Source organism: Cerasicoccus sp. TK19100 (assembly GCF_027257155.1).
GTDB classification, from domain to species: domain Bacteria; phylum Verrucomicrobiota; class Verrucomicrobiia; order Opitutales; family Cerasicoccaceae; genus Cerasicoccus; species Cerasicoccus fimbriatus.
The window spans coordinates 20,244-40,896 of record NZ_JAPWDU010000009.1 but is presented as its reverse complement, the minus strand read 5'-3'; the positions used below and the strand labels follow the sequence as shown (position 1 = coordinate 40,896).

The 20,653-nt window shown below is 59.7% G+C and carries 17 protein-coding genes; 6 read left to right on the top strand and 11 right to left on the bottom strand.

What is annotated here, in order from left to right:
- Positions 1 to 5 precede the first annotated feature (5 nt).
- Complete coding sequence (locus O3S85_RS19520; RefSeq protein WP_269542791.1) at positions 6 to 212, bottom strand: hypothetical protein; 207 nt, start codon at positions 210 to 212, stop codon at positions 6 to 8.
- A gap of 281 nt (positions 213 to 493) precedes the next feature.
- Here O3S85_RS19520 and O3S85_RS19515 point away from each other — a divergent pair, with 281 nt between their 5' ends.
- Genes O3S85_RS19515 through O3S85_RS19505 form a run of 3 tightly spaced genes read left to right on the top strand, consistent with a single transcriptional unit; the run spans position 494 to position 2,499 of the window.
- Entirely contained in the window at positions 494 to 1,108 is a 615-nt protein-coding gene (locus tag O3S85_RS19515; protein ID WP_269542789.1) for a YiiX/YebB-like N1pC/P60 family cysteine hydrolase, read from the top strand.
- A gap of 48 nt (positions 1,109 to 1,156) precedes the next feature.
- Complete coding sequence (locus O3S85_RS19510; RefSeq protein WP_269542787.1) at positions 1,157 to 2,104, top strand: Gfo/Idh/MocA family protein; 948 nt, start codon at positions 1,157 to 1,159, stop codon at positions 2,102 to 2,104.
- Between the two features lie 41 nt (positions 2,105 to 2,145).
- The gene (locus O3S85_RS19505; protein WP_269542785.1) at positions 2,146 to 2,499 is read left to right on the top strand and encodes a hypothetical protein; all 354 of its coding nucleotides are present in this window, start codon (positions 2,146 to 2,148) and stop codon (positions 2,497 to 2,499) included.
- A 160-nt stretch (positions 2,500 to 2,659) separates the two neighbouring features.
- Here the strand turns inward: O3S85_RS19505 and rho are convergent, their stop codons facing one another.
- The 7 genes from rho to O3S85_RS19470 all read right to left on the bottom strand — a co-directional run bounded on the left by rho (position 2,660) and on the right by O3S85_RS19470 (position 9,689).
- Positions 2,660 to 3,985 (bottom strand): transcription termination factor Rho, encoded by a 1,326-nt coding sequence (gene rho / locus O3S85_RS21300; RefSeq protein ID WP_425499858.1) that lies wholly within the window; start codon positions 3,983 to 3,985, stop codon positions 2,660 to 2,662.
- Between the two features lie 907 nt (positions 3,986 to 4,892).
- Positions 4,893 to 5,486: a dephospho-CoA kinase gene (gene coaE, locus O3S85_RS19495; protein ID WP_269542782.1), complete on the bottom strand. Its 594-nt coding sequence runs from the start codon at positions 5,484 to 5,486 to the stop codon at positions 4,893 to 4,895.
- Positions 5,487 to 5,652: 166 nt separating this feature from the next.
- Positions 5,653 to 6,876, bottom strand: a complete 1,224-nt coding sequence (locus O3S85_RS19490; RefSeq protein WP_269542781.1) for a THUMP domain-containing class I SAM-dependent RNA methyltransferase — start codon at positions 6,874 to 6,876, stop codon at positions 5,653 to 5,655.
- Positions 6,877 to 6,931: 55 nt separating this feature from the next.
- Positions 6,932 to 7,111: a type II toxin-antitoxin system HicA family toxin gene (locus O3S85_RS19485; protein WP_269542780.1), complete on the bottom strand. Its 180-nt coding sequence runs from the start codon at positions 7,109 to 7,111 to the stop codon at positions 6,932 to 6,934.
- Positions 7,108 to 7,299 (bottom strand): type II toxin-antitoxin system HicB family antitoxin, encoded by a 192-nt coding sequence (locus tag O3S85_RS19480; RefSeq protein ID WP_269542778.1) that lies wholly within the window; start codon positions 7,297 to 7,299, stop codon positions 7,108 to 7,110. The genes O3S85_RS19485 and O3S85_RS19480 overlap by 4 nt, the downstream gene beginning before the upstream one ends.
- Positions 7,300 to 7,370: 71 nt before the next feature.
- Positions 7,371 to 7,793, bottom strand: a complete 423-nt coding sequence (locus O3S85_RS19475) for a hypothetical protein (protein ID WP_269542776.1) — start codon at positions 7,791 to 7,793, stop codon at positions 7,371 to 7,373.
- 78 nt (positions 7,794 to 7,871) lie between these two features.
- Positions 7,872 to 9,689 carry a cation:proton antiporter gene (locus tag O3S85_RS19470; protein ID WP_269542774.1) on the bottom strand — a complete coding sequence of 606 codons (1,818 nt, stop codon included), beginning with the start codon at positions 9,687 to 9,689 and terminating at the stop codon, positions 7,872 to 7,874.
- 103 nt (positions 9,690 to 9,792) lie between these two features.
- Here O3S85_RS19470 and O3S85_RS19465 point away from each other — a divergent pair, with 103 nt between their 5' ends.
- The 3 genes from O3S85_RS19465 (at position 9,793) to O3S85_RS19455 (ending at position 15,003) form a co-directional block, all read left to right on the top strand.
- A complete protein-coding gene (locus O3S85_RS19465) occupies positions 9,793 to 11,409 on the top strand; it encodes an aspartate:alanine exchanger family transporter (RefSeq protein WP_269542772.1) in 1,617 nt (538 codons plus the stop codon).
- A 69-nt stretch (positions 11,410 to 11,478) separates the two neighbouring features.
- Entirely contained in the window at positions 11,479 to 11,934 is a 456-nt protein-coding gene (locus O3S85_RS19460) for a VOC family protein (protein WP_269542770.1), read from the top strand.
- 72 nt (positions 11,935 to 12,006) lie between these two features.
- Positions 12,007 to 15,003 carry a DUF748 domain-containing protein gene (locus O3S85_RS19455; RefSeq protein WP_269542769.1) on the top strand — a complete coding sequence of 999 codons (2,997 nt, stop codon included), beginning with the start codon at positions 12,007 to 12,009 and terminating at the stop codon, positions 15,001 to 15,003.
- Here O3S85_RS19455 and O3S85_RS19450 read toward each other — a convergent pair.
- The 3 genes from O3S85_RS19450 to O3S85_RS19440 are packed head-to-tail and all read right to left on the bottom strand — an operon-like array spanning position 15,000 to position 20,570.
- Positions 15,000 to 15,263 carry a hypothetical protein gene (locus O3S85_RS19450; protein ID WP_269542767.1) on the bottom strand — a complete coding sequence of 88 codons (264 nt, stop codon included), beginning with the start codon at positions 15,261 to 15,263 and terminating at the stop codon, positions 15,000 to 15,002. The two genes, O3S85_RS19455 and O3S85_RS19450, sit on opposite strands and share 4 nt — an antisense overlap.
- Positions 15,264 to 15,273: 10 nt before the next feature.
- Positions 15,274 to 18,573, bottom strand: a complete 3,300-nt coding sequence (locus tag O3S85_RS19445; RefSeq protein ID WP_269542765.1) for a DUF4175 family protein — start codon at positions 18,571 to 18,573, stop codon at positions 15,274 to 15,276.
- On the bottom strand, positions 18,570 to 20,570 hold the full coding sequence (locus O3S85_RS19440; protein WP_269542764.1) for a vWA domain-containing protein: 2,001 nt from the start codon (positions 20,568 to 20,570) through the stop codon (positions 18,570 to 18,572). Before O3S85_RS19440 ends, O3S85_RS19445 begins: the two co-directional genes overlap by 4 nt.
- Positions 20,571 to 20,653 lie beyond the last annotated feature (83 nt).

The following is a 20,653-nucleotide window of genomic DNA, read 5'->3' as shown; positions in this document are numbered from 1 at the left end:
GTCCGCTACTTGCGATCCACCTCGACAATGCGGCCCATTATGCCGTCTAGTTTGTCGAACCACTGCGGATTGGTTTTAAAAATCCAGATCGCCGCCATGAGGCCGATCAACACAATGCCAAACCAGCCCGTCTTCTTAACAAAGAGCCCGGCAGCGATCACCCCGCCAATAACAATTAGCACCGGCAAGTACTGTTGCAGGTCAGCATCCACGAGCACAGGTTCTTAAAAAGCGTTTACTGAGTCAAGGTCCCCAATCCCTCAATTTCTATTCAGTAGTTCGCAGTATGGCTAAAGTGGGGGTTATCTTGCGAGGATGGCCCCTAGCTTCGCCTGGGTAGACGGCATTTTTTGAACAGCTTACGGCCAATGCGGTCAAAATACGTATTATACAACGCTAAGCGCATTCGCGCCAATAGCCCACAAGCCATTCCCATAGAACAACTTAACACAAACCCATAAAGATTGGCCCGCAACCGGCAATAAAGCCCGGCATGGAACACACATCCAATACTCACTCGACTGAACTTCGCGACGGCGACCTGATCTTCATCGCCATACCGACCTTTCTCTTCCGTCAAGTGGCGGCAGCCACCAGCAGTTGGACCTCGCACGTGGGCATGATTCTCCACAACGACGCTGGCGAGCCGATGGTTTACGAAAGCGCCATCCCGCGCTCGCGCTGCGTTTCGCTGGAGTCGTTTATCGCCCGCAGCGAGGACCGCCGCTACGCCATCACCCGCCCCAAACAGCCGCTGACCGACGCCCACCGCCGCGCCCTGAAACGCGCCGCCGACAGCCGCCTGGGCCAATGGTACGACGTAGGGTTCGATCTCGATGGCCGCCGTCAATATTGCTCGAAATTTGTGCAGACGTGCTACTTCGAAGCGACCGGCTGGCGCATCGGCGAGGAGCTCACCTTCCGCCAACTCCTCGACGCCAACCCCGACCACGGCCTCAATTTCTGGCGCTGGTGGTTCGCGGGCTTCATTCCCTGGGGGCGTCGCACGGTCTCACCGGCGAGTCAGTTAGAGAGCCCATTGATGGAGAGGGTTGTGGACAGCGGTGCCGCTGAGCCTGCTGAGGAGCCAATTTTAAAAGCCTGCTAAATCCAGACTTGCCGCGTCTATCACGATTGGGGACATTGGCTTCCCCCCATGAAAAAAATCGGACTCATTGGCGGCGGCGCACATTCGCGCGGCAACCACCTCCCCTCGCTCAAGCAATACGCTGCGGAGCATCCCGGCGTCATCGAGCTGTCGGCATTCTGCGATATCGATGCTGAAGTCGCCCAGCGCACGGCGGCGGAGTTTGGCTTCGCCCGGCACTACACGAGCACCGACGATATGCTCGCCAGCGAATCGCTCGATGGCGTGATCGCGGTCACCCCGGTGAGCCTCACCAAATCTATCGCCGAACAACTGATCAAGGCAAAGCTCCCCTTTGTCATCGAGAAACCGCCGGGAGTGGACGTCGCGCAGGCCAAAGAAATCTGCAAGCTTGTGGCGGAAAATAACGCCCGCGTAATGGTCAGCGTGAACCGCCGATTCGACCCTGCCCTCGTCGCGGCAAAGGAGTGGATGACCGGGCGCAAGGTGGAGTTTTTCCGCGCCACAATGTTTCGCAACGAGCGCCGTGAGCCGCAATTTTTCTCTGAGACCGGGCTGCACGTGGTCGACGCGATGCGCTGGTTTGCGGGCGACATTGCCAGCTACCAACTGACTGCGCGCGACGTTAACGGCGTCAAATGGTATCGCGTGGACATCCAATTTGTGAGCGGTGTTGCCGGGCTGCTGGAGGTTTACCCGACCGCCGGCATGCGCGACGAGGCCTATGAGTTTTTCGGCGACGGCTTTCGCGTCCATACCAGCAATGGCGAAATGAGCACCGGCGAATTCATGGCCTGGGAAAACAACCGGCAAGTCATCCACAACGAACCCGGCAAAGACCAACCCGGCTACATCAAAAACGGCACACTCGCCGAGACGGCGGAGTTCATTGCGAGCCTGGTGGAAAACCGTCAACCCACCCCCACGCCGCAAGACGTGTTGCCGTCGCTTCAGCTCTGCTGCGAAATCTTGACGCAATTCAAAACGATAAAATAGTTAATACTAGCAATCATTAAGCTTACTATTTCATCTTAATCATGTGCCCTAAGGCCAAGCTAAGCCTCACCATCTTCGTTGCCATTATGGCAGTGATAGGTGCCGTGATTTACTATACGTGGCAGCGGACTGTCTCCGAATCCATCGCGCAATCCCTGACTGCCGACGGTCGCTTCATCAGCTCCGCCTGGCAGCAATACGCGCTTGAACATCCAGAGATTGAAAGAATAGGGTTCGAGGAATTTCTCAAAGCCGCCGACGCGGAATACGGCGGTCGCGAGCAGTGGGTATCATGGGACAATGATGCGACCTACGAAGCAGCGCTAAGTCAGCAAGGCGGCGTAATCACCATGACGCACCCCAAAGTCCCTGAGCCAATCCATTTCACCTATTAAGGGCCGAGCAAATGCAATACGGATCGAGACAATCCGCCACATCTTGCATACGCTCTTTTAGAGAACAGCCCGTCACATAACCACTCACTAACTTTGCAATGCAAAGTTAGTGAGCACGACGCGCGAGCATCAGGAGTGCGGACGCCCCGGAGGTGCGTCCCTACCTAAGCGACATCAGGAACTGGGCGTTGGTCTGCGTTTTCTTGACGCGCTGGATGAGCATTTCCATCGCTTCGACGGAGCCGACTCCCTTCATCGCACGGCGCAGGCCATAGACCTTGTTCATTTCGTCCGGGTGGTAGAGAAGCTCTTCTTTACGGGTGCCGCTCTTTTCAAACGAGAGCGCCGGGAAAACGCGCTTGTTCGAGAGCTCGCGGTCGAGGTGGAGCTCCATGTTGCCGGTGCCCTTGAATTCCTCGAAAATAACTTCGTCCATCTTGCTGCCGGTTTCGACGAGCGCGGTGCCGAGGATGGTCAGGCTGCCGCCGTCCTCGATGTTGCGCGCCGAGCCAAAGAAGCGCTTCGGTCGTTGTAGAGCGTTGGCTTCGACACCACCGGAGAGGATCTTACCGCTGCTGGGCATCATCGTGTTGTAGGCACGGGCCAAGCGGGTGATCGAGTCGAGCAGGATGATAACATCCTTACCGGCTTCGACCATGCGGCGCGATTTCTCGCTGACCATTTCCGCGGCGTGCACGTGGCTTTCGGCCGACTCATCGAAAGTCGAGGAAATGACCTCCGCGCCCTTCACGCTGCGCTTGAAATCGGTGACTTCTTCCGGGCGCTCATCGACGAGCAACACGATTAGGTGTACCTCGGGCTTGTTGGCGCGAATCGCGTTGGCGATGCCCTGCAAGAGGACGGTCTTACCCGTGCGCGGCGGGGCGACGATCAGGCCGCGCTGGCCGAGGCCAACGGGGCTCAGCAGGTCAACAATGCGCATGGAAATGTTGTCCCACTTACCAAGGCGGCCCTGCTCGGACTCCATCATGATGCGCTCGGTCGGGTAGTACGGGATGAGTTCCTTGAACGGCGTCAGGTGCTGCGCGGTCTCGGGGTCCATCCCCATAACGGTCTCTACCTTCAACACAAACGGCGTGGTATCCTCCTCGCGCGGGGCGTGGATAATAACCTCCACCTCATGCCCACGCTGCAGGCCGTATTCCGAGAAAAGTTGCGGCGCGATGTAGGGGCTCTCGGTGCGCAGGCGGTAGCTGTCTTCGCTGAATACGATGAAGCCAAAGCCGTCCTCCAACTCCTCAACAATGCCCTTGGCCTTGATGGCACGCTTGTCCTCGCCGGCCTTCTTCAAGATGGCGTTCAGGAGCTTGCGACGGCTAGGCGGGCCATCCCACTCCACGCCGTTCTCACGGGCCCACTTTTCCATCTCGGGCACGCGCAGGTTGTAAACTTCGTTGTAGTCCAGCGGCTCGCCCGAGGCGACCTCTTCGGTCAGCTTGGCACGCTCTTCGGCGCTGCCGAGCACGTCCCACTCTTCGAGGCTGTCGAAGCTGGGCGGATCGACATCGTCGTCATTGGCTGAGGCGAAGTCCTTGCGCCATCCGCCGCCCTTCTTGCCGCCCTTTTGGAAACGGTCCTTTTTGCCGCCTTTCTGGAACTTGTCCTTTTTCTTGTTAAAACGATCCTGGTTTTGGTTGGGATTGCCTCCGCCCTGGTTACCGCCGCCTTGGTTACCGCCTCCCTGGTGCTGGTTGCGGTCCCGGTTGCCCTTTTGAAACTTCGGGTTACCGCCCTTTTGCTGGTGACGGTCGCGATTGTTGCCTTGGCGGTTCTGCTGACCACGGTCGTCCCGGCGATCATCGCGGTCGTTGCGGTCGTTGCGGTCATTCTGATCGCCACGATTGTCGCGATGGTCACGGTCGTCGCGGTTTGAGCGATCCGGCCTCCCGGCAGACGGCTTTTCCGACTCATCATCCGATGAGCGATTGCCGGAATCGTCTTGGGCGTCACGCCTTGCCTGAGACTCCTCTTTCGCCTTGGCCTTGGCTTCGGCGGCGGCTTCCTGCTTGGCTTTTGCTTCCATCTGGGCCTCGCGTTCAGTGCGCACCGAGCGGTCGCCATAGTCATCCATGTCGTCCGGGTCTGCCGAGAAAACTTCAGGTATGTCGTCGCCCGCATCCTTTTTCACGGCCTTCTTGGCAGCTTTCTTCGTCGCTTTTTTGGCAGCCTTCTTCGCTGCCTTTTTGGCGGCGCGCTTGCGGGCGACTTTTTTCTTGGGAGCGGTCTGCTCAGCTTGGGGCTCGGCCTCGTGTAGGTCGAGCAATTGCTCTTCGGAATCACTCATAGATAAAACAGTCTAATCCAATAATCGGGATTTCGGGATCGAAAGAAGCGTGCTCCGGTAACCAATACCAGCACGAGAACCATTACATTTAAGAAATCGGGGATTGCGATCGTAGCATCTCAGACGCGCGCCGGACTTGGCGCAGCAGGAAGTCAAACGAACCGGCATTTGACAGGACTAAATCAGCGCGTCGCGCCTTGTCCAAAACCGGCAACTGATTATTGATTCTGGCGAGGGATTGCTCGCGGTCAAGTCCTTTAGCGGCTAATCGGGCCAATTGCGTTGATTCCGGGGCCTCCACGCAGATCGTGGCGTCGAATTGTCCCGCCAAATCACGCTCAAACAACAGGGGGACCTCCACCAGCCAGTCAGCATCGGGCTCCGCAGCCAGGGCACCCTGCCAACGCGCGCGGACTTTGGGAATCACCTGATTCTCCCACCAGGCCAGTTCGCCTTTGTCGTGAAAAACCTTGTGCGCGATGAAAGACCGGTTCGCGCCGCACTCGGGCAGCACCGCCTCATCGCCCCAGCGCTCGCGCAGCTTGGCGTGGAGCTCGGCATCGGTGGCCAGCAGCTCGCGAACGACCTCATCGGAATCCAGCCGACGCCAGCCCAAGTCAGCGAAGCACTTGCCCGCCGTCGACTTGCCGCAGCCAATGCCGCCTGTTAAACCGATGCGCATGAATGTATTACGGTTACGATTGGAGAATTAGTGTCGAGGCAATATTTTTAGCCGCGGATTAACGCGGATGGAACGCGGATGCCATCCAACATAATTTCACCATCCCTGCTGGCTTTGCTCTCTTGGTTACCTTCTGTTCAAAATCACTTGCCTCTCCGATCCGCGTTCAATCCGCGTCAATCCGTGGCTCAATATCCTCGCCTGCCTCGCCGCCGTCCTCAGTTTCCGGCTTCGGTTCCTTCTTCTCCTGGGGAATATCATACGAGAAAAAACGGCATTCCAGCGCGCCATTGAAGAGCTTCCACTTCTCCTTGACCGGTAGGCCCACGAATACCGCCGCATCCAGCGCCGCGGTGATCAGCGCAGCCTTGCCGCCGGGGGCCGCCATTTTCATAAATGCGCCCAAGTCGCGGTAAACGCCGTTCAGGTCCGCTGGTTTCAGGCGCACGCCGTAGGGCGGGTTGGTGAGCACCTGCGCGCCCGGATGCCAGAGCTTGACGGCTTGAAATTTATCCGGATGCAGGGAGAACGCCCCCGCCGGAAAGTGCTGCTGGGCAATGCGTTGCAGCGTGTTAAAGGTCTTTCGCTCATGCTCGAAGCCGATCATCTTGATGTCGGCTTGGCGCTCGGCGTCGCGCAGGGCCTTCTGCGCCCGCTGGTAGGCGGGGCGGTTGAACGTCAGCCAGTTCTGGAAGGCGAATTCGCGCTCCAGGTTCGGTGCGATGCGGTTGGCCAGCAAATAGCCCTCAAACAGAAACGTGCCGCTACCGCAAAGGGGGTCAATCAGGTCCGTCGAGCCATCCCAGCCGATCAGCTGAAGCATGCCAGCGGCGAGGTCTTCCTTGAGCGGGGCCTCGCCGTGCTCCCAACGGTAGCCGCGCTTAAAGAGCGGCTCGCCAGCACCGTCGAGGTAGAGCGTCACTTCGCCCTTGAGCGCAAAGGCGACGATGCGCACATCCGGCTCGCGCGTGGCGATGCTGGGTCGCTCGCCATCGCAGAGTTTTTTAAATACGTCGACGATGGCGTCCTTGATCCGGTAGAGCGCGAACCGCTCATTGCGGTATTGGCTCCAGTCGCCCTTGAGGTCGATTTTGATCGTCTTGTCGGGCGTGAAGAACTGGTGCCAATTCACCTTGCGCGACTGGTAGTAGAGCATGTCGGTGTTCTTCGCGTTGAAGCGCCGGATCGGCTTCAGCACCGACAGCGCTGCGCGCAGGCCCATGTTGGCCTTGTAGAAATCTTCTTCACTGCCGCGAAACGCGACCATGCGATTGCCGACAAAGGCGATCTCCAGCCCCCAGGCCTTGAGCTCGGCCTCGACGACCGGCTCCAACCCCGCCCGGCAATTGGCGACAAAATAATCCGGCTGCTCTAACGCGGTTTCTTTCATAAGTCGCGTATGCGATCAGGAATCCGCGCGCGGGGCAAGGAAGTTGCGGCAGTGGCTATTGCTCAGTCAGGCTTTTGATGATTTTCTTGGCCAGCCGTTCATTAATCTCCCGATGGCGTGGAACGGGCTCAGTTTTACCACTCTCCGGGTTATGATAAATATCGTGCTTAGCGCCATGCCGCAAAAGCACACAACTGCTCTTAGCCAGAATCGCAATCAGCTCGCGACGCTTCATGCGAGCTCAAGCTCTGCAACCCGCTTGATGCCTGGAATGTCGTCCTTGGAAAACTCCTGATATAAATCAAGCAGGTGGGCCTTCAGATCTTCCAAGTCATCACCCTGCGTCCAGTGATCAGGAAATTCATTTAAATATCCCAGATACACTCCATCGGGCTCTTTCCAATAAGTGAAAGACGTTTTCATTGCCTCCAATCTAACCTCCGAAGCCAAATCCACAAGCCTCAAGTCCGGATTGAAAACGGATGCCCCCACGTCTACGGCCGCTTCAACGCTTCTCGCAGGTCGGCGTCAATGCTGTCGTCGAAATTGACGTTCTGCACCTGCCAGGTGTCATTGGGGCGGTAGAAAATGAAGATAAAACGCACGGGCTGGCGGTCGTATCGGGCAATCACCGAGCAGCCCATCAAGCTGTCACCGATTTCCTCGGTTTTCACGAGCTCGAAGCCATGATAGCTGCCGACCATGCTGACCATCGTCGCGAGCTGCCCTTTGTATTTGGCGATGGCGTCCTCCTTGGTCTTCACCCAGTCGTTCTTGGCGAAGATGTAATCTACCGCCTCGCTGGACTGGCCAGCACTGAGCTTGGCGAAGAACTCCGTAACGATTTCTTCAGGCTCTTCGCCAAAAGCGAATGCCGCGTTGAATAAAACACAAAGAATCAGGCCCCACTTTTTCATGCCAATAAGAGGCCATATTCACGAGCGTATTCCAAGGCAAAAGGCAACATTGCCGCGCGCTAAGCCAAATAGCTACGCCTACTCTCCATCCGGCGCGCGCTTGAGGAAGACCAGCGTCGAGCCTTCCTTGGGCGTGATCTTCGACTTGGCGCTAAAGATGCGCACATCGCCCTCAGGATCAATGCAGAATAACAGCACCGCGCGGGCACCGTATTCCTCATCGAAGGCGGACATGTCAAAATTCTCCCGCAGCGTGAGATGCTCGAAGGTCGCGCCGTTGGCCATCTGCGCTTCGAAGAAGCTAAAGGTCGCGTCTTCGGCAAAGAGCGGGTTCATCTTGCGCGACTCCCCGCCCTGCGGGTTGGAGTTTTTCTCCGGCAGCAGGTGGTAAATGTCGGCACGTTCGATATATTCACGCAAGGTCGTCTGCGCAAAGCCATTCACCTCGTCATTGGCCGTAAGTGCCACGGCGTGCCCGATGTTGGAGAAGTCCAGCTCCTCCAGGAACTCTTCGGAAAACACATTGCCCGGATGGGCGTTCAGCTCCTGGCGGCGCGCGCGGTGGACATGGAAGCGGTTGGAGTCGATTAGCACCACATCGCCACCGGCCTTCTTCAGCTCGGCAGCCATATTGATCGACCAATCGTGCGCGCCAATAAACAACACCCCTTGCGGGTCGAGGTTCGACAAGCCCAGCTTCGCTGACAGTGGCGCGGCCAACAGACCGTAGAAGCCAACCGTCATCACGACAACGAGCAGCATCACGGCCATCATCTTATCCGCATCGGCAATGCCCGCATCAGCCAGCTTGAGCGAAAACAGCGAGGTCAGCGCGACCGCCACGATTCCGCGCGGGGCGAGCATCATCAGCAGCACGCGCTCCTTCCACGTCGTCCCCGAGCCAATCGTCGACACCAGGATCGCCGCCGGGCGCACCAACACTATCAGCGCGACCACAAAGAGCACGCTGTTGATGCTGATTCGCTCGACCGTCTCTGGGGAGACCCGGGCGGCCAGGAGAATGAACAGCATCGAAATGAGCAGAATCTGCAAATTTTCCTTAAACGCCGTGATGTGGCGCACGTCGAAGAGTTTTTGGTTGGCTAGCAGAATGCCCAACAGCGTCACCGTGAGCAGGCCGGACTCCTCCTGCAAATGGTTGGACACGCCGAATGAGCCCAGCACCAGCGCCAGCACCACGAAGTTGTGCAAAAACTCCGGCAGCAGCTTGAGCTTTACCAGCCCGAGCAATAGTCCCCCGCTCAACGCGGAAAAGACCACACCGATCACAATCGTCTTGAGCAGACCAATGGCCACGATCGAGCCGCCGCCCATATCGCCGTGGCCATGCCCGTGCCCACCGCCATGCTGGGCAATGAGCACCTCGAACATTAAAACCGCGAGCACCACGCCAATGGGGTCATTGAGAATGCCTTCCCATTTGGCCATGTATTTCACCTTACCCCGCGGCCGGATCGTCCGCAGCATTGGCCCGATCACCGTCGGCCCCGTCACCACCAGTAAAGCGGCGAACAGCGCGCTGAGCATCGTATCGAAGCCAAGGAAAATTTTTACCAAGACAAAAGTTAATCCCCAGGTCATGGCTACGCCCAGCGATACCAGGCGCACAATCGTGACCCCGGCCTCCCGCAGGTCGGAGAACTTCAGCGTCAGCCCGCCCTCAAACAAAATGATCGCCACCGCGGCGGAAATTATGGGAAAAAGGATGTCGCCAAGCACATCATCCGGGTTAATCCAGCCAGTCACCGGGCCCACGAGGAATCCCGTCCCGAGCAAAAGCAAAATTGCCGGGATTTTGAGCCTCCAGCCCACCCACTGCGCGACCGCGCCCAAAAAGATGATCCAGGCGAGGCTTCCGTAAATCGAGACCTCCATTGAAGCATAAGGCTTTGAACTTCAAAGCCTCAGGCAATCCAAATCTGTATTAATATTTTTGATTGCAAATCAACCCAGAATTAGCATAACTTAAACGCCTACTATGGAGGAAGGAGTCATTCACACTTTGATGAGCAATCCGCTGATCGCGCTTTTCGTGATTATCGGCGGTGGTTTGCTCTTGGGTCAAGTCACGATCAAGGGGGTTAACCTCGGCAGCTCCGGCGTGCTATTCACCGCGCTGCTGGCCGGGCATTTCCAGTATGGTCTGCCCGCGGCCATCGGCTCCGTGGGACTGGTCCTGTTCGTTTATTGCGTGGGCATTGGCGCAGGCGGCCGTTTCTTTTCTGCCATTGCGCGAGAGGGCAGCCAGCTGGCGTTACTCGCGCTGCTCATCGTGATCATCGGCACCGCCCTGGCCTATGCCATGGGCAAAGCACTGGGGATTCCAGCGGACCTCGCGGCGGGCATTTTTGCCGGATCGCTGACCAGCACTCCGGCCCTTGCCGCTGCCAGCGAAAGCCTGTCCGACGCCGGTGAGTCGGCACTCGTGATCGGCTACGGCATCGCCTACCCCTTTGGCGTGGCGGGCGTGGTGATCGTTATCCAGGTGCTGCCTAAGCTGCTGAAGTGGGACCTCACCAAGGCCGCCGCCGAGGCTAAAGACCCCCGCGAAGCCGAAGCACGCGTGGAAAACGTCCTCGTGGAAGTCACCAACCCGAATCTGGAGGGTAAGCGCATCTCGGAGTCCGGCCTCAGCCAGTTCAACGCCTGCCAGGCCTCCCGCGTCCAGCGCGGTGAGAAGCTGGAGCCGCTCAGCTACGATGACACCTTTCACGTTGGCCAAAAGCTCATGCTCGTCGGCCTGACTAAGGAGATCGGCATCGCCGTGGACTACCTTGGCAAGCGCTGCGACCAGTCCCTCCTGCGCGATGTGGAAAACGAAAAACGCGAGCTCGCCGTGACGAGCAAAGCAATCGCCGGTAAGAACCTCCGCGACATCGCCCCGTTGAAAAACCACGGCGTCGTCATCACCCGCATTTCCCGCCTGGGCCTCACTTTTGTGCCCAACGCCTCGACCGTCATCGAAACGCACGACATGCTGACCGTGGTTGGACGGTCGGAGTCGATTAGGGAATTTTCCGAATTCGTCGGGCACCGCAGCACCTCGATTGGCGAGACGGACCTGCTGTCACTCTCGCTGGGTCTGGCACTGGGCATCATCGTTGGTCTGATCCCGATCACCCTGCCCGGCGGCAGCCCGCTTACACTCGGCCTCGCTGGCGGCCCGCTGATCACTGGCCTCGTGCTGGGCCACTTTGGCCGTGTTGGCCGGATCGTTGGACACATTCCGCGCCCCACCCGGCAACTGTTGCAGGAGTTCGGCCTGGTGCTGTTCCTCGCCGATGCCGGCGTCAAGGGCGGCGGCGCGATGATCGCCACCTTGCAGGAATACGGCGTCATGCTGTTCCTGATGGGGGTCGTGCTCACCGTCGCACCGATCGCCATTGCCCTGCCAATCGCCACGAAGTTCTTCAAAATGAACATCTTGCAAGCACTCGGCGGCATTTGCGGCGGGATGACCTCCACCCCTGCCCTCGGTGCCATCACCGCCAAGACCGACTCCCAGGCACCCGTCGTCAGCTACGCAACGGCCTACCCCATTGCGCTGATCATGATGACCGTGTTTGCAAAAATCCTTGTCAGCGCGCTTTCCTAAACGGGCGTCACTGAAATTTTACACACTAGTTATTGACCGCGGATCGATTGCTATTATGTTCATGCGTATATGAATAAGCATGACCAATATCTCACCATCTCATTGACCGTAAACGGAGCCGCCGAAGCCCTCGACTACTACCAGAAAGCCTTGGACGCGGAGATCATTCAAAAGTTCGCCCTGCCCAACGGCATGATCATGCACGCCACACTGAAAATCGGCGAGGCGCTCGTTTATCTGTCCGAAGAATTTCCCGAATGGAAGGCCATGAGCCCGAAGACCATCGGCGGCTGCCCAAGCCTGATTTGCCTGCAGGTGGCAGACCCCGACGCCCAGCACGCTAAGTGCGTGGCAGCCGGTGCCGAAATCATCGATCCCGTGCAGGACTACATGTGGGGCGAGCGCGGCGGCGTGGTCTGCGATCCCTTTGGCTATCGCTGGGCATTCACCAAGCACATCGAGGATGTCAGCAACGAAGAAATGGCCCGCCGCGTCATGGAGCTCATGGGCGAAGAAGGGTGCTAGCCAGGTAACATTTTTGTGTGATAAGTCATTGTCCAGTTGCCTCGCACTGGCAATGGCTTATGCTCCTCGTCTATGGCTACTGAAAAGACCAAGCTATGGGCGAAGCGCTTCGGCGTCACCGCAGTTATCCTCTTTGTCTTGTATGTGTTGGGCGGTTTTTGGGGCGTGCCGCTGATGCTTCGTTACTACGCGCTGCCCAAGCTCAACGAGGAAGTCGCTGGCACCGGCGAAGTGGAGGCATTTTACAGCAACCCCTTCACCTGGGAGCTAACCATTAAAGGCTTCAAGGGCTTCACTCCGGACGGCTCCGAGGCGCTGAGCTTTGCCGAGTTCCGCGTTAACGTGCAGCCCACCTCGATCTTCAACGAGGAAAAGGCGATCAAGGAAATTTACATCGACCAGCCATTTCTCAACCTGGTCATCAACGAAGACGGCAAGGTAAACATCATTTCCACGCTGGAGCGCATTCAAAAAGAAGCCGAAAAACAGACCGAGGAATCCGACGAGCCCTTCGTCATCCCGCAGATCTACATCGGTAATCTCCAGGTCGTTAATGCGGGCTTCCGCACGCAGATCGACTCCTTTGGCCGACCCTTCGTCCGCGAGGTGCAGAACCTGTCATTTCAAATTAAGGACATGCACACCAACGCGGCCCACGACAACGCCTACAGCTTTGCGATGGAGACCAAGCAGGGCGAAAAATTTCAGGTCAATGGCGATCTCCGGCTTGATCCGCTCAGCTCGTGGGGCCAAGTCAGCATGGAGCAGCTCGACCTCAAGGACTTCGATGTTTTTGCGGGCGACGCCGTGGGCTTCGACCTGACCGGCGGCATGCTGGATGTCACCATCAATTACAGCTTCCTGCCCATGGCGAAAGACATGCGCATGGAAGTCTTCGGCGGCCACATCTTGCTGACCGGCATGAGCATGGTCGCGCGCGACAACCCCGAAGCTGAGCCCTTCGAGCGCATCGACCGCATGGAAATAACCGGTGCGCGCCTGGACCTGCTTAACAGCAATGTCGGCTGCGACACCTTTGCCATCGACGGCGGCCTGCTACGCGTCATCCGCGAAAAGGACGGCGTGCTCAACCTCATCCGCTACATCTCCCCGCCGGAGAAACACGCCGAGATCGCCGCCAAAACCGAACGCGAAGCCAAGGCCGAAGGAACCCAGCGGGAAATCCGCTTGGGCGTTGTCTCGGCCAACCTCGATATGGGCGTCGCGCTGACCTCCGCCTGGCAGCAAATTCAGGACCTGGTGGAGCTCAATTGGGACCTCGAAGCCGACCAGGTGGACCTCTCCGGCCTGTCCCTCATCTGGCGCGATGAATACCTCAACGAGCCCGCCGAACTCCGCTGGACCGACATCACCATGAGCGCCACCAACCTCACCAATGGTGATAAAGCCTTCCCGTTCCAGCTTGGCCTCGTCATGAACGACACGGGCAAAATCGCGCTCGATGGGCAGTTCACCGCCACCCCGGCCTCCACGAAATTTGAAGTCACCGCCGAGACTATCCCGCTCCAGGTCATCTCGCCCTACGTCACCAATGTCGTCGCGGTCGACCTTGTCAGCGGCGACCTCAGCGCCACGGGCAAAACCGATATCGCCCTGCCTGACGACGGCCTGCCGATTCTTTCCGCCGAGGTAAACGCCCAGCTCGCCAATCTCCGGATCGACTGGAAAGATCCGGCCAGCAAGCTCATTGCCTGGCAAAACCTCGACCTCCAGGGCGTCACGCTGACCACCGATCCGATGGCGCTCGTCGCCGACCAGGTGACCGTCACCGCGCCCTACCTCTCCGCCGAACGCCTCGCCGATGGTAGCATTCGCCTCCCACTGCCTGAGCAGTCCCATGAGCCCGCCCCCGCGGAAACGACCCCAGCCAGCGATGAGGCCCCCACGGTCGATTACAAGGAAGCCAGCGTGCAACTTACCGAGCTGGTCATCGAGAATGGCGAAGTGTCCATTTCCGACGCCGCCATCAGCCCGGCCATGAAATTTTCCGCAAACCAGATCAACCTGCGCGCGGGTCCGCTGTCCTATCCCAACATCGAGCCGACCAAATTCGACCTCGCGCTCAACCTCAGCAACGGCCCGTCCGGCGGCGTGAAGCTCGCGGGCGCGCTCGACCCGCTCCAGCCATTCGAGGCCACCGAAATGCGCGTGAACACGACCGCCGTCACGCTGTCGCCCTTCGCCGCCTACGCCGTGCCGATCATTGGCCGCCCCCCCACCGATGGCAAGCTGACCGCCAACCTCGGCTACTCGATCACTACGGGCGAAATCGCTGGCGACAATAAAATGCAGATCCAAAACATGCGCTTCGGCAAGCGCGCGCCAGACACCGATGCGCCCAACCTTCCGCTCGATCTCGGCGTGGCCATCCTCGAAGACAGCAAAGGCGTCATGCACATCGACGTGCCCGTCAAAGGCAACATCAACGACCCGAAATTTTCGCTCGATACAATGATCAGCTACGCCATCGGCAACGTGCTCGAAAAACTCGTCACCGCGCCCTTCGCCGCCCTCGGTTCCCTGCTCCCGGGCGGTGAGGAAGTCGGTAACGCCATCGCCTTCGAGCCTGGCCAATCCACCATCGCCCCGGACAATATGGAGGTCATTACCGGCCTCGTGACCATCCTGCACGACCGCCCGAATCTCCAGCTCACGCTCACGCCTTCCATCGATCCGGCAACCGACGGCGAGGCCCTCATCGACGCGCAATTCCAAACCATGCTCCAGGCCAAGATGCAGGAGTCCGGCGACGACGACGAAGACGCCACGGAAGCGCTTTACGACGCCTTGCCCAAAACCGAAACCACCCCCGCAGCCAGCGATTTATCTCTCGCTCAGCAGCAACAGGCCATCAAGGACACGCTTCAAGTTTCCACCGAAGAAATGACCGCCCTCGCCCAAGCCCGCGCAGACGCCGTCCTGACCGCCCTCACGCAAAATGGCCTCACCGCCGACCGTGCCAAAATCGTCGAGTCCGACGGTGCCCCCTACGCCCAAGACGGTGCCAAAGTCGAGCTCGGCCTCGATGCAGACATCGGCAACGGCTAATCTCTTTGAACAACGATTTCTCTAAATCGTCGTAATTGATTCTGAAGATACCACTGGTTGCCAGCGAACCATAAAACGATGAGCCAGAAAACAATTCCTCCGGTGGCCTGAAACACAAGTTGGACTAAAAACAATATTCCAAGACCTATCAAAATTCTTTGATTTAGCTTCACCTTCTTCTCAAAAATTCCAACGAGCTCATCCTTAGATTTCTCATTATATTGAGCTTGAAGAAGCAAAGTTACCTCGGTCTTTTTCATCGCTTAACCGCTACGGATTACTCGGCTCTTCGGCGAGGTCGCGGAAATACTCTTCGACGAGCTCGCGGTATTTCTCGGGGGGCGGACCGCCCTCCTGCTTGAAGCGCATGCGCTGCTCGCCGATTTCTTTGCGTAAGTACTCCTGCAGGGTGCGCGCGGTCGCATCGAGCACGGTAGCCGTCGTGGTGCCGCCGCCGCCTTCGCCGCCCTTGGCCGCATTTAGCTTGGAGCCGAGTTCTTCGAGATTCGTATCCTTGAGCGCGCGGCCGGCATCGGCGATGGAGTCGCCCAATCCGCCAAAGGGCGAACGCCCCTGACCGGACTGACCTTCGCCCCGGGCATCGCCCTCGCCCTGGCCTTGCCCCTGTGCGCTGGCTTGACCCGACTCGCCCTGCCCCGGCTGTTGACCTTGGCCGGGTTGTTGCCCTTCGCCAGACTGCCCGTCATCGGAGGCTTGGCCGGCAGCTTCACTTTGACCGGATTCACCGTCGCCAGATTGCTCACCCTGGCCTTCGCCGCTTTCGCCCTGTTGGGCAAGCTGCTGGCGGGCCAGAGCGACTCGCTCCAGAAGCTGGCGCAGCTCACCGGGAGACAGACCCGGCAGAGTGCCCGCGGCCTGGTCGAGTTGTTCAGAAATTTCTGCCATGCCCTCAGCCGCCGCATCCTGCGAACCAGCCGCCCGGCTGTAGCGCCCGTAGAGCAGCGCGTTGCTGGCGCGCGAGAGATTGCGGTCGATATTCTCGTCGCGCATGTTGCGGGCCACGTTGTCGAGGGACTCGGCCGCCTCAGGGAAAACTTTGCCCAAGTCGCCAGTTAGCTGCTCCATTTCCTGACGCAGTTTGTCCCAGCCGTCGTTGATCTCGCGCTGTTGTTCTTTTAAAGCATCCTTGCGGTCATCATCGATGTTCCCGGCCTGCGCACCACGACTGTCCGCGGCGGCGGCACCCTGCCCCTGCGCCAGACGCTCAGCCTGCTGCGCCAAACCCGCGATGGCCGACGTGGCCTCACTGCGAATGCGCTCGTCGAGCAAGCTCGCGGCGTCGATCAGGCCTTGCCGCGCCCGCGAACCCGCACGCCCGGCCCGGCTGCCGTCGCCACTGCCTGCCGCACCCGCGGCTTGCGACATCTGCCCACTGGCCCCGCGCAAGGCCTCGCGCACATTGGAGCCCTGCATGAGCTTGCTCATTTCGCCCGCCAGCTCGTTGACCTTGTCGCCGAGCTCTTCCTGCATTTGCTCCAGCTCGCTGCGCTCGCTTTCACCCATGGATTGGCCGGCCCGGTCAAAGCGTCGGTTCATTGCAGCCTGCTCGTCGGCCAGTTGATTCATTTCTTCGAGCGCCTCCTGCATCTCGGAAATCGACATACCGCTCTCGCCCTCGCTTTCCTCGCTTTCGCCCTCGCCCTGGCCGGGAGACGGCTGGCCTTGGCCACCGCCGCCACCGCCCTGCTGCTGCGGCGGGAAGAGCGCCTGCAAATACTTCTCCAAGCGGATCAGCATCGACATGGATTCCTGCATCGGCACGGTCGCCTCGCCCGGCTGATTGGCGTTAGCCAGCCCCTCGGCTTCAACCATTTTGTAAATCGCGTCGAGGAACATTTCGTAAGGCTTGCCTTCATCGACGGTGCCCAGAACCGCGCCTACCTGCGCCAGAACGTTGTTGGACTCTGTCGCGACTTTGGCGAGGCTCGCGCCCAGCTCCTGGCTGCCAAGGGTGCGGCGTTCGCCCACCTCGGCATCGGCGCGATAGCCCAGGCGGATCAGACGCTTCAACTCGGTAATGATCCCGCGAATATCGACATCCTGCTCGCGCTCACCACCGCCACCGCCGCCACCTTCGGGCTGCTCCTGGTCGGGGTTGTCGATCTGCTCCACGGCCTCGATGAAGTAAATTTCCGAGCGCGCCATTTGCGGCTCCGGCTCCTTGTTATCCCAGACCTTGGCGAAGTAGGTAATGACGTCGCCAAACTCCACGCCCAGGCGGGAAACTTCCAGGTTCGGGAGCCCGTTGTGCTCCTGCGGATACGGCCCTTCCTTCGCGTCGAAGACCTGGATCGGGCGGCGCATCAGGCCCGACACCGATATCTCAATTTCCACGCGGCTGATACCGTAATCGTCGGCCGCATAGACCTCCAGCGGCACGATCTCATCGAGCAAGGCCTGGATGTCGCTGCCGGGCTCGATCATGGCCACCGTTGGCGGCTCGTCGGGCTTCACCTCCAGCAGGTAGCCCTCGGTGACAGCTTCGCGGCCCTCGGCGTTGCGCAGGCGGAACTGGTATTCCGTCGTCTCCTCGGCAGTGATCATGACCTCGCCGTCAAACGGGTATTCCTCCTCACCCACGCGCAGCCAGGTATCGATGCCTGGTGCCGTCGTGAGCGCGAACTTCACCGCGCTGGCCTCGGGCGCAAACAAGTCGAGAAGCTGCGTGAACTGCAGTGGCTCTTCGCCAGTGTAAGCAGGCGGGGTCACGTTAATTTCCACCGCATCAATTTCCGGCGGATCATAGACCGTGACGGTAAACCAATCAGACTCCAGCGATGGCGTGCGCACCCGGTAGTCGAAGCTGTCCTCCAGCGCATAGGCGGTAAAGGTGAAGTCGCGCTCGCCCGCCATGGCCATCGGGTAAGTCTCCACCTCCCCATCGGCGCGGGTGTCGATAAAGGCCTCCAGCCGCCAACGGTTGATCGTCGCGGTGATGTCGAGGTCCGAGCCGCTGGGGGCATCGGCGCTGCCGGGCACAATCGTCAGGCCGGTGTTTTCACCGTTGCGGAGGTCTGCGAAGTAATACTGCGCCTTGACCATGACCGCCGATTCACGCGCCCAACTGGAGAGGAAAAACGACCCCAGCACCAGGCCGATCACGAGCAGCGGATGCAGCCGCTGGGGCAGCGTCGCGGTGCGGAAATTAATCTCCTTCGTCCGCTCTTCGACGGATTGAAACAGGGCTGCTTCGAGGGCGTTGGTCGGCCCGCCACGCTTTTGCTGGATTTCCACCGCGGTCGAGAGGCTTTCGCGCAGCTCGGGGTGGCGCTCCTCCACCAGCCGGGCCAGCGTCACCATGCCCGGCCGGCGCAGCACCGCGTAAGCCAAGGCAACCAGATAAGCCGTGACGCTGATAAAGGACACCACCAGAATCAGCCGGAACGCGCTCGCTTCCTGCCACGGGTCGATGCCGTTGAGCGCATTGGCCACGAGGACGATCAGGCTGAACGCGCCTAAAAACGAGAACGCCAACACGACCAACAACAGCCACAAGAGCGTGACGCGCTGCAGCTTTAGCCGTTCAAAAAAATCAGGTGCTGGGTTCAAGCCGTGGCCTCCGTTGCGTTTTCCATGCGCGCGGTGAGCGCGGTTTCAAAGATACAGGCTAGCAGCGCCAGCACCGCCAGCCAAGGCCATAAGGGCGCGCCCGGCTCGGCGCTATCCAAGGTGGTGGTTGCCTGCTGCGGGCCGGTGCGCTGGCCCAACAGGCGGGCGCGCACGTCGGACAAAATCGCCCCCTGCGCCGCGGACTCCTCACGCGCAATGTTGACCTCCAGCGCCTGGCCATCGACGAGGATCACGCCCGGCTGCGAGGTATCGAATTCACCGCCCGCTGCGCCAGTAAGTAAATCATTCGGCACGCTTTCGCCGACGGAAATGGAGAGGTCGTTGTCGCCGGTGTTGATCGACTCGCCGAGCGTTTCCCACAGCACCGGCACGAAGGAATTGCGCAGCGGCAGGTCCGTCGCCGCGGGGTCAAACTCCAGCGCACTGACGACGACTGCCCCCTTACCCAGGCGCTCGCGAATGAGCAGCGGGCTACCGGTCTCGGATTGAAGAAGCACCTCCGCGCCAGCGCCAGCCTTGACCTGCCAGTGCTCGTAAATGTCCGTCAGGTAAAGGTCTTCGCGGGCGTCTTCGTCAAACACCTTGGCCAACGCGCCGTCGGCGGGCAGCTCACCAATGCGGTAGGCGGAGGCCTCGTTGCGCGCGCGGCGTGGCTTGCCAACGTAGGCCGTGTTGCTGATGCCCGACTCGCGCATGCCGCGAAACATGCGCGGCGCGTTCTTGCCCGGCGTGATGAACAGCACCCCGCCCTGCTCGACAAATTCTTTCATCCGCGCCCAGGCGGGCTGGTCGAAATACGCGCCCGTGCCCGGCAGGTAAATCGCGTCCATCTGGTCCATCCAATTCGGGTCCTCACCGCTGACTGGCACGAAGTCGAACTGGCCAGAGGTAGAATCATCACCAACCCCCAGCGCGCGCGAGATAAAGCTGGCTTCGCGCATTTTGCCGGGCTCGGTGTCGAGCGGGATCAACGCACCGACGACCGTTGCCGCCGGTTCGCCGAGCCAGAAATGATAGGTGTCGTCCGCCGAATACAGGTTACTCTCTGGGTGCGATTCTTCGGTGATGACGGCCAGTTGCAGCTCCGCCGCCTGCGGGCCGCCGGGGTTGTCAGCCTTCGGCACATCGAGCGCGATTAGCTCAGCCGTGTTGGGCTTGAGCGTGACTTCCTTTTCCACGGCGGGCAGCGCCATGCTCAGGCGCACAGGCACGGGCTCGGCGTTGTCGTTACGCACGCGGGCAAAAATCCGCAGGCTACCATCGCGCTTGGGGAAGCCGCGCGCCCACTGAATGCTCACATTTTGCCAGGGGTCGGGCCGCACGGAAACCAGCTCCAGCGTCGATCCCTCCGGCAAGCGCGGAGCGCCGACCTGCTGCCAGTCACTCGATTGAAAATCAGAAAAGACCAACACCTCGCCCGCCCGGTCATTGAGCAGGCGCACTGCCTCTGCCACGCCCAGCGAGGGCTTACCCGCGCGGTCAAAACTCGGCGAAGACTCGCGCCAGGCATCCTTAACCGCCGCGCGATCCGTGGTCGGTGCCAAGGCCACCCGGACCTGGTCGTCGTAAACCACGAGGCCAATTTCGGTGCCCACGGGTTGGCCGTCGATGTATTGATCCAGCGCCTCGGTCAGGTTGTTAAACGTCGTCCGGTGCGACATGCTCGCGGATGCATCCAGCACCATCATCGTAACCGGTGCCTCCGGCTCAACGGGTGCCGTGGCGTCCGTGGTGTCGATCCAGCGCGGATTGGCCAGTGCCAGGATTACCATCGCGTAAACCATCAGCCGCAGCAGTAACAGCAGCCAGTCGCGCAAGCGGCGACGGCCCTCCTGCGGCAGGCGCGATTGGTCGATGTAGCGGACGGACGGAAACTTCAGCACCACCGCGCGCTCCCGGTTAATCAGGTGCACGATCACCGGTGCCGCGAGTGCCGCGAGCGCCCAAAGAAAGGCTGGTGCGCCGAATGCTAGCATTCGGTGTGCCTTGGTTCTTGGTGCTTGGTGCTTGGTTTTGGCATTGAGTCCGCTGTCCTTAGTCGGAGTGTTTGATTAAAATT

Coding starts and splice junctions, on each gene's coding strand:
- O3S85_RS19515 (WP_269542789.1), top strand. CDS start 494: ATGGAACACACATCCAATACTCACTCGACTGAACTTCGCGACGGCGAC.
- O3S85_RS19510 (WP_269542787.1), top strand. CDS start 1,157: ATGAAAAAAATCGGACTCATTGGCGGCGGCGCACATTCGCGCGGCAAC.
- O3S85_RS19505 (WP_269542785.1), top strand. CDS start 2,146: ATGTGCCCTAAGGCCAAGCTAAGCCTCACCATCTTCGTTGCCATTATG.
- coaE (WP_269542782.1), bottom strand. CDS start 5,486: ATGCGCATCGGTTTAACAGGCGGCATTGGCTGCGGCAAGTCGACGGCG.
- O3S85_RS19490 (WP_269542781.1), bottom strand. CDS start 6,876: ATGAAAGAAACCGCGTTAGAGCAGCCGGATTATTTTGTCGCCAATTGC.
- O3S85_RS19485 (WP_269542780.1), bottom strand. CDS start 7,111: ATGAAGCGTCGCGAGCTGATTGCGATTCTGGCTAAGAGCAGTTGTGTG.
- O3S85_RS19480 (WP_269542778.1), bottom strand. CDS start 7,299: ATGAAAACGTCTTTCACTTATTGGAAAGAGCCCGATGGAGTGTATCTG.
- O3S85_RS19475 (WP_269542776.1), bottom strand. CDS start 7,793: ATGAAAAAGTGGGGCCTGATTCTTTGTGTTTTATTCAACGCGGCATTC.
- O3S85_RS19470 (WP_269542774.1), bottom strand. CDS start 9,689: ATGGAGGTCTCGATTTACGGAAGCCTCGCCTGGATCATCTTTTTGGGC.
- O3S85_RS19465 (WP_269542772.1), top strand. CDS start 9,793: ATGGAGGAAGGAGTCATTCACACTTTGATGAGCAATCCGCTGATCGCG.
- O3S85_RS19460 (WP_269542770.1), top strand. CDS start 11,479: ATGAATAAGCATGACCAATATCTCACCATCTCATTGACCGTAAACGGA.
- O3S85_RS19455 (WP_269542769.1), top strand. CDS start 12,007: ATGGCTACTGAAAAGACCAAGCTATGGGCGAAGCGCTTCGGCGTCACC.
- O3S85_RS19450 (WP_269542767.1), bottom strand. CDS start 15,263: ATGAAAAAGACCGAGGTAACTTTGCTTCTTCAAGCTCAATATAATGAG.
- O3S85_RS19440 (WP_269542764.1), bottom strand. CDS start 20,570: ATGCTAGCATTCGGCGCACCAGCCTTTCTTTGGGCGCTCGCGGCACTC.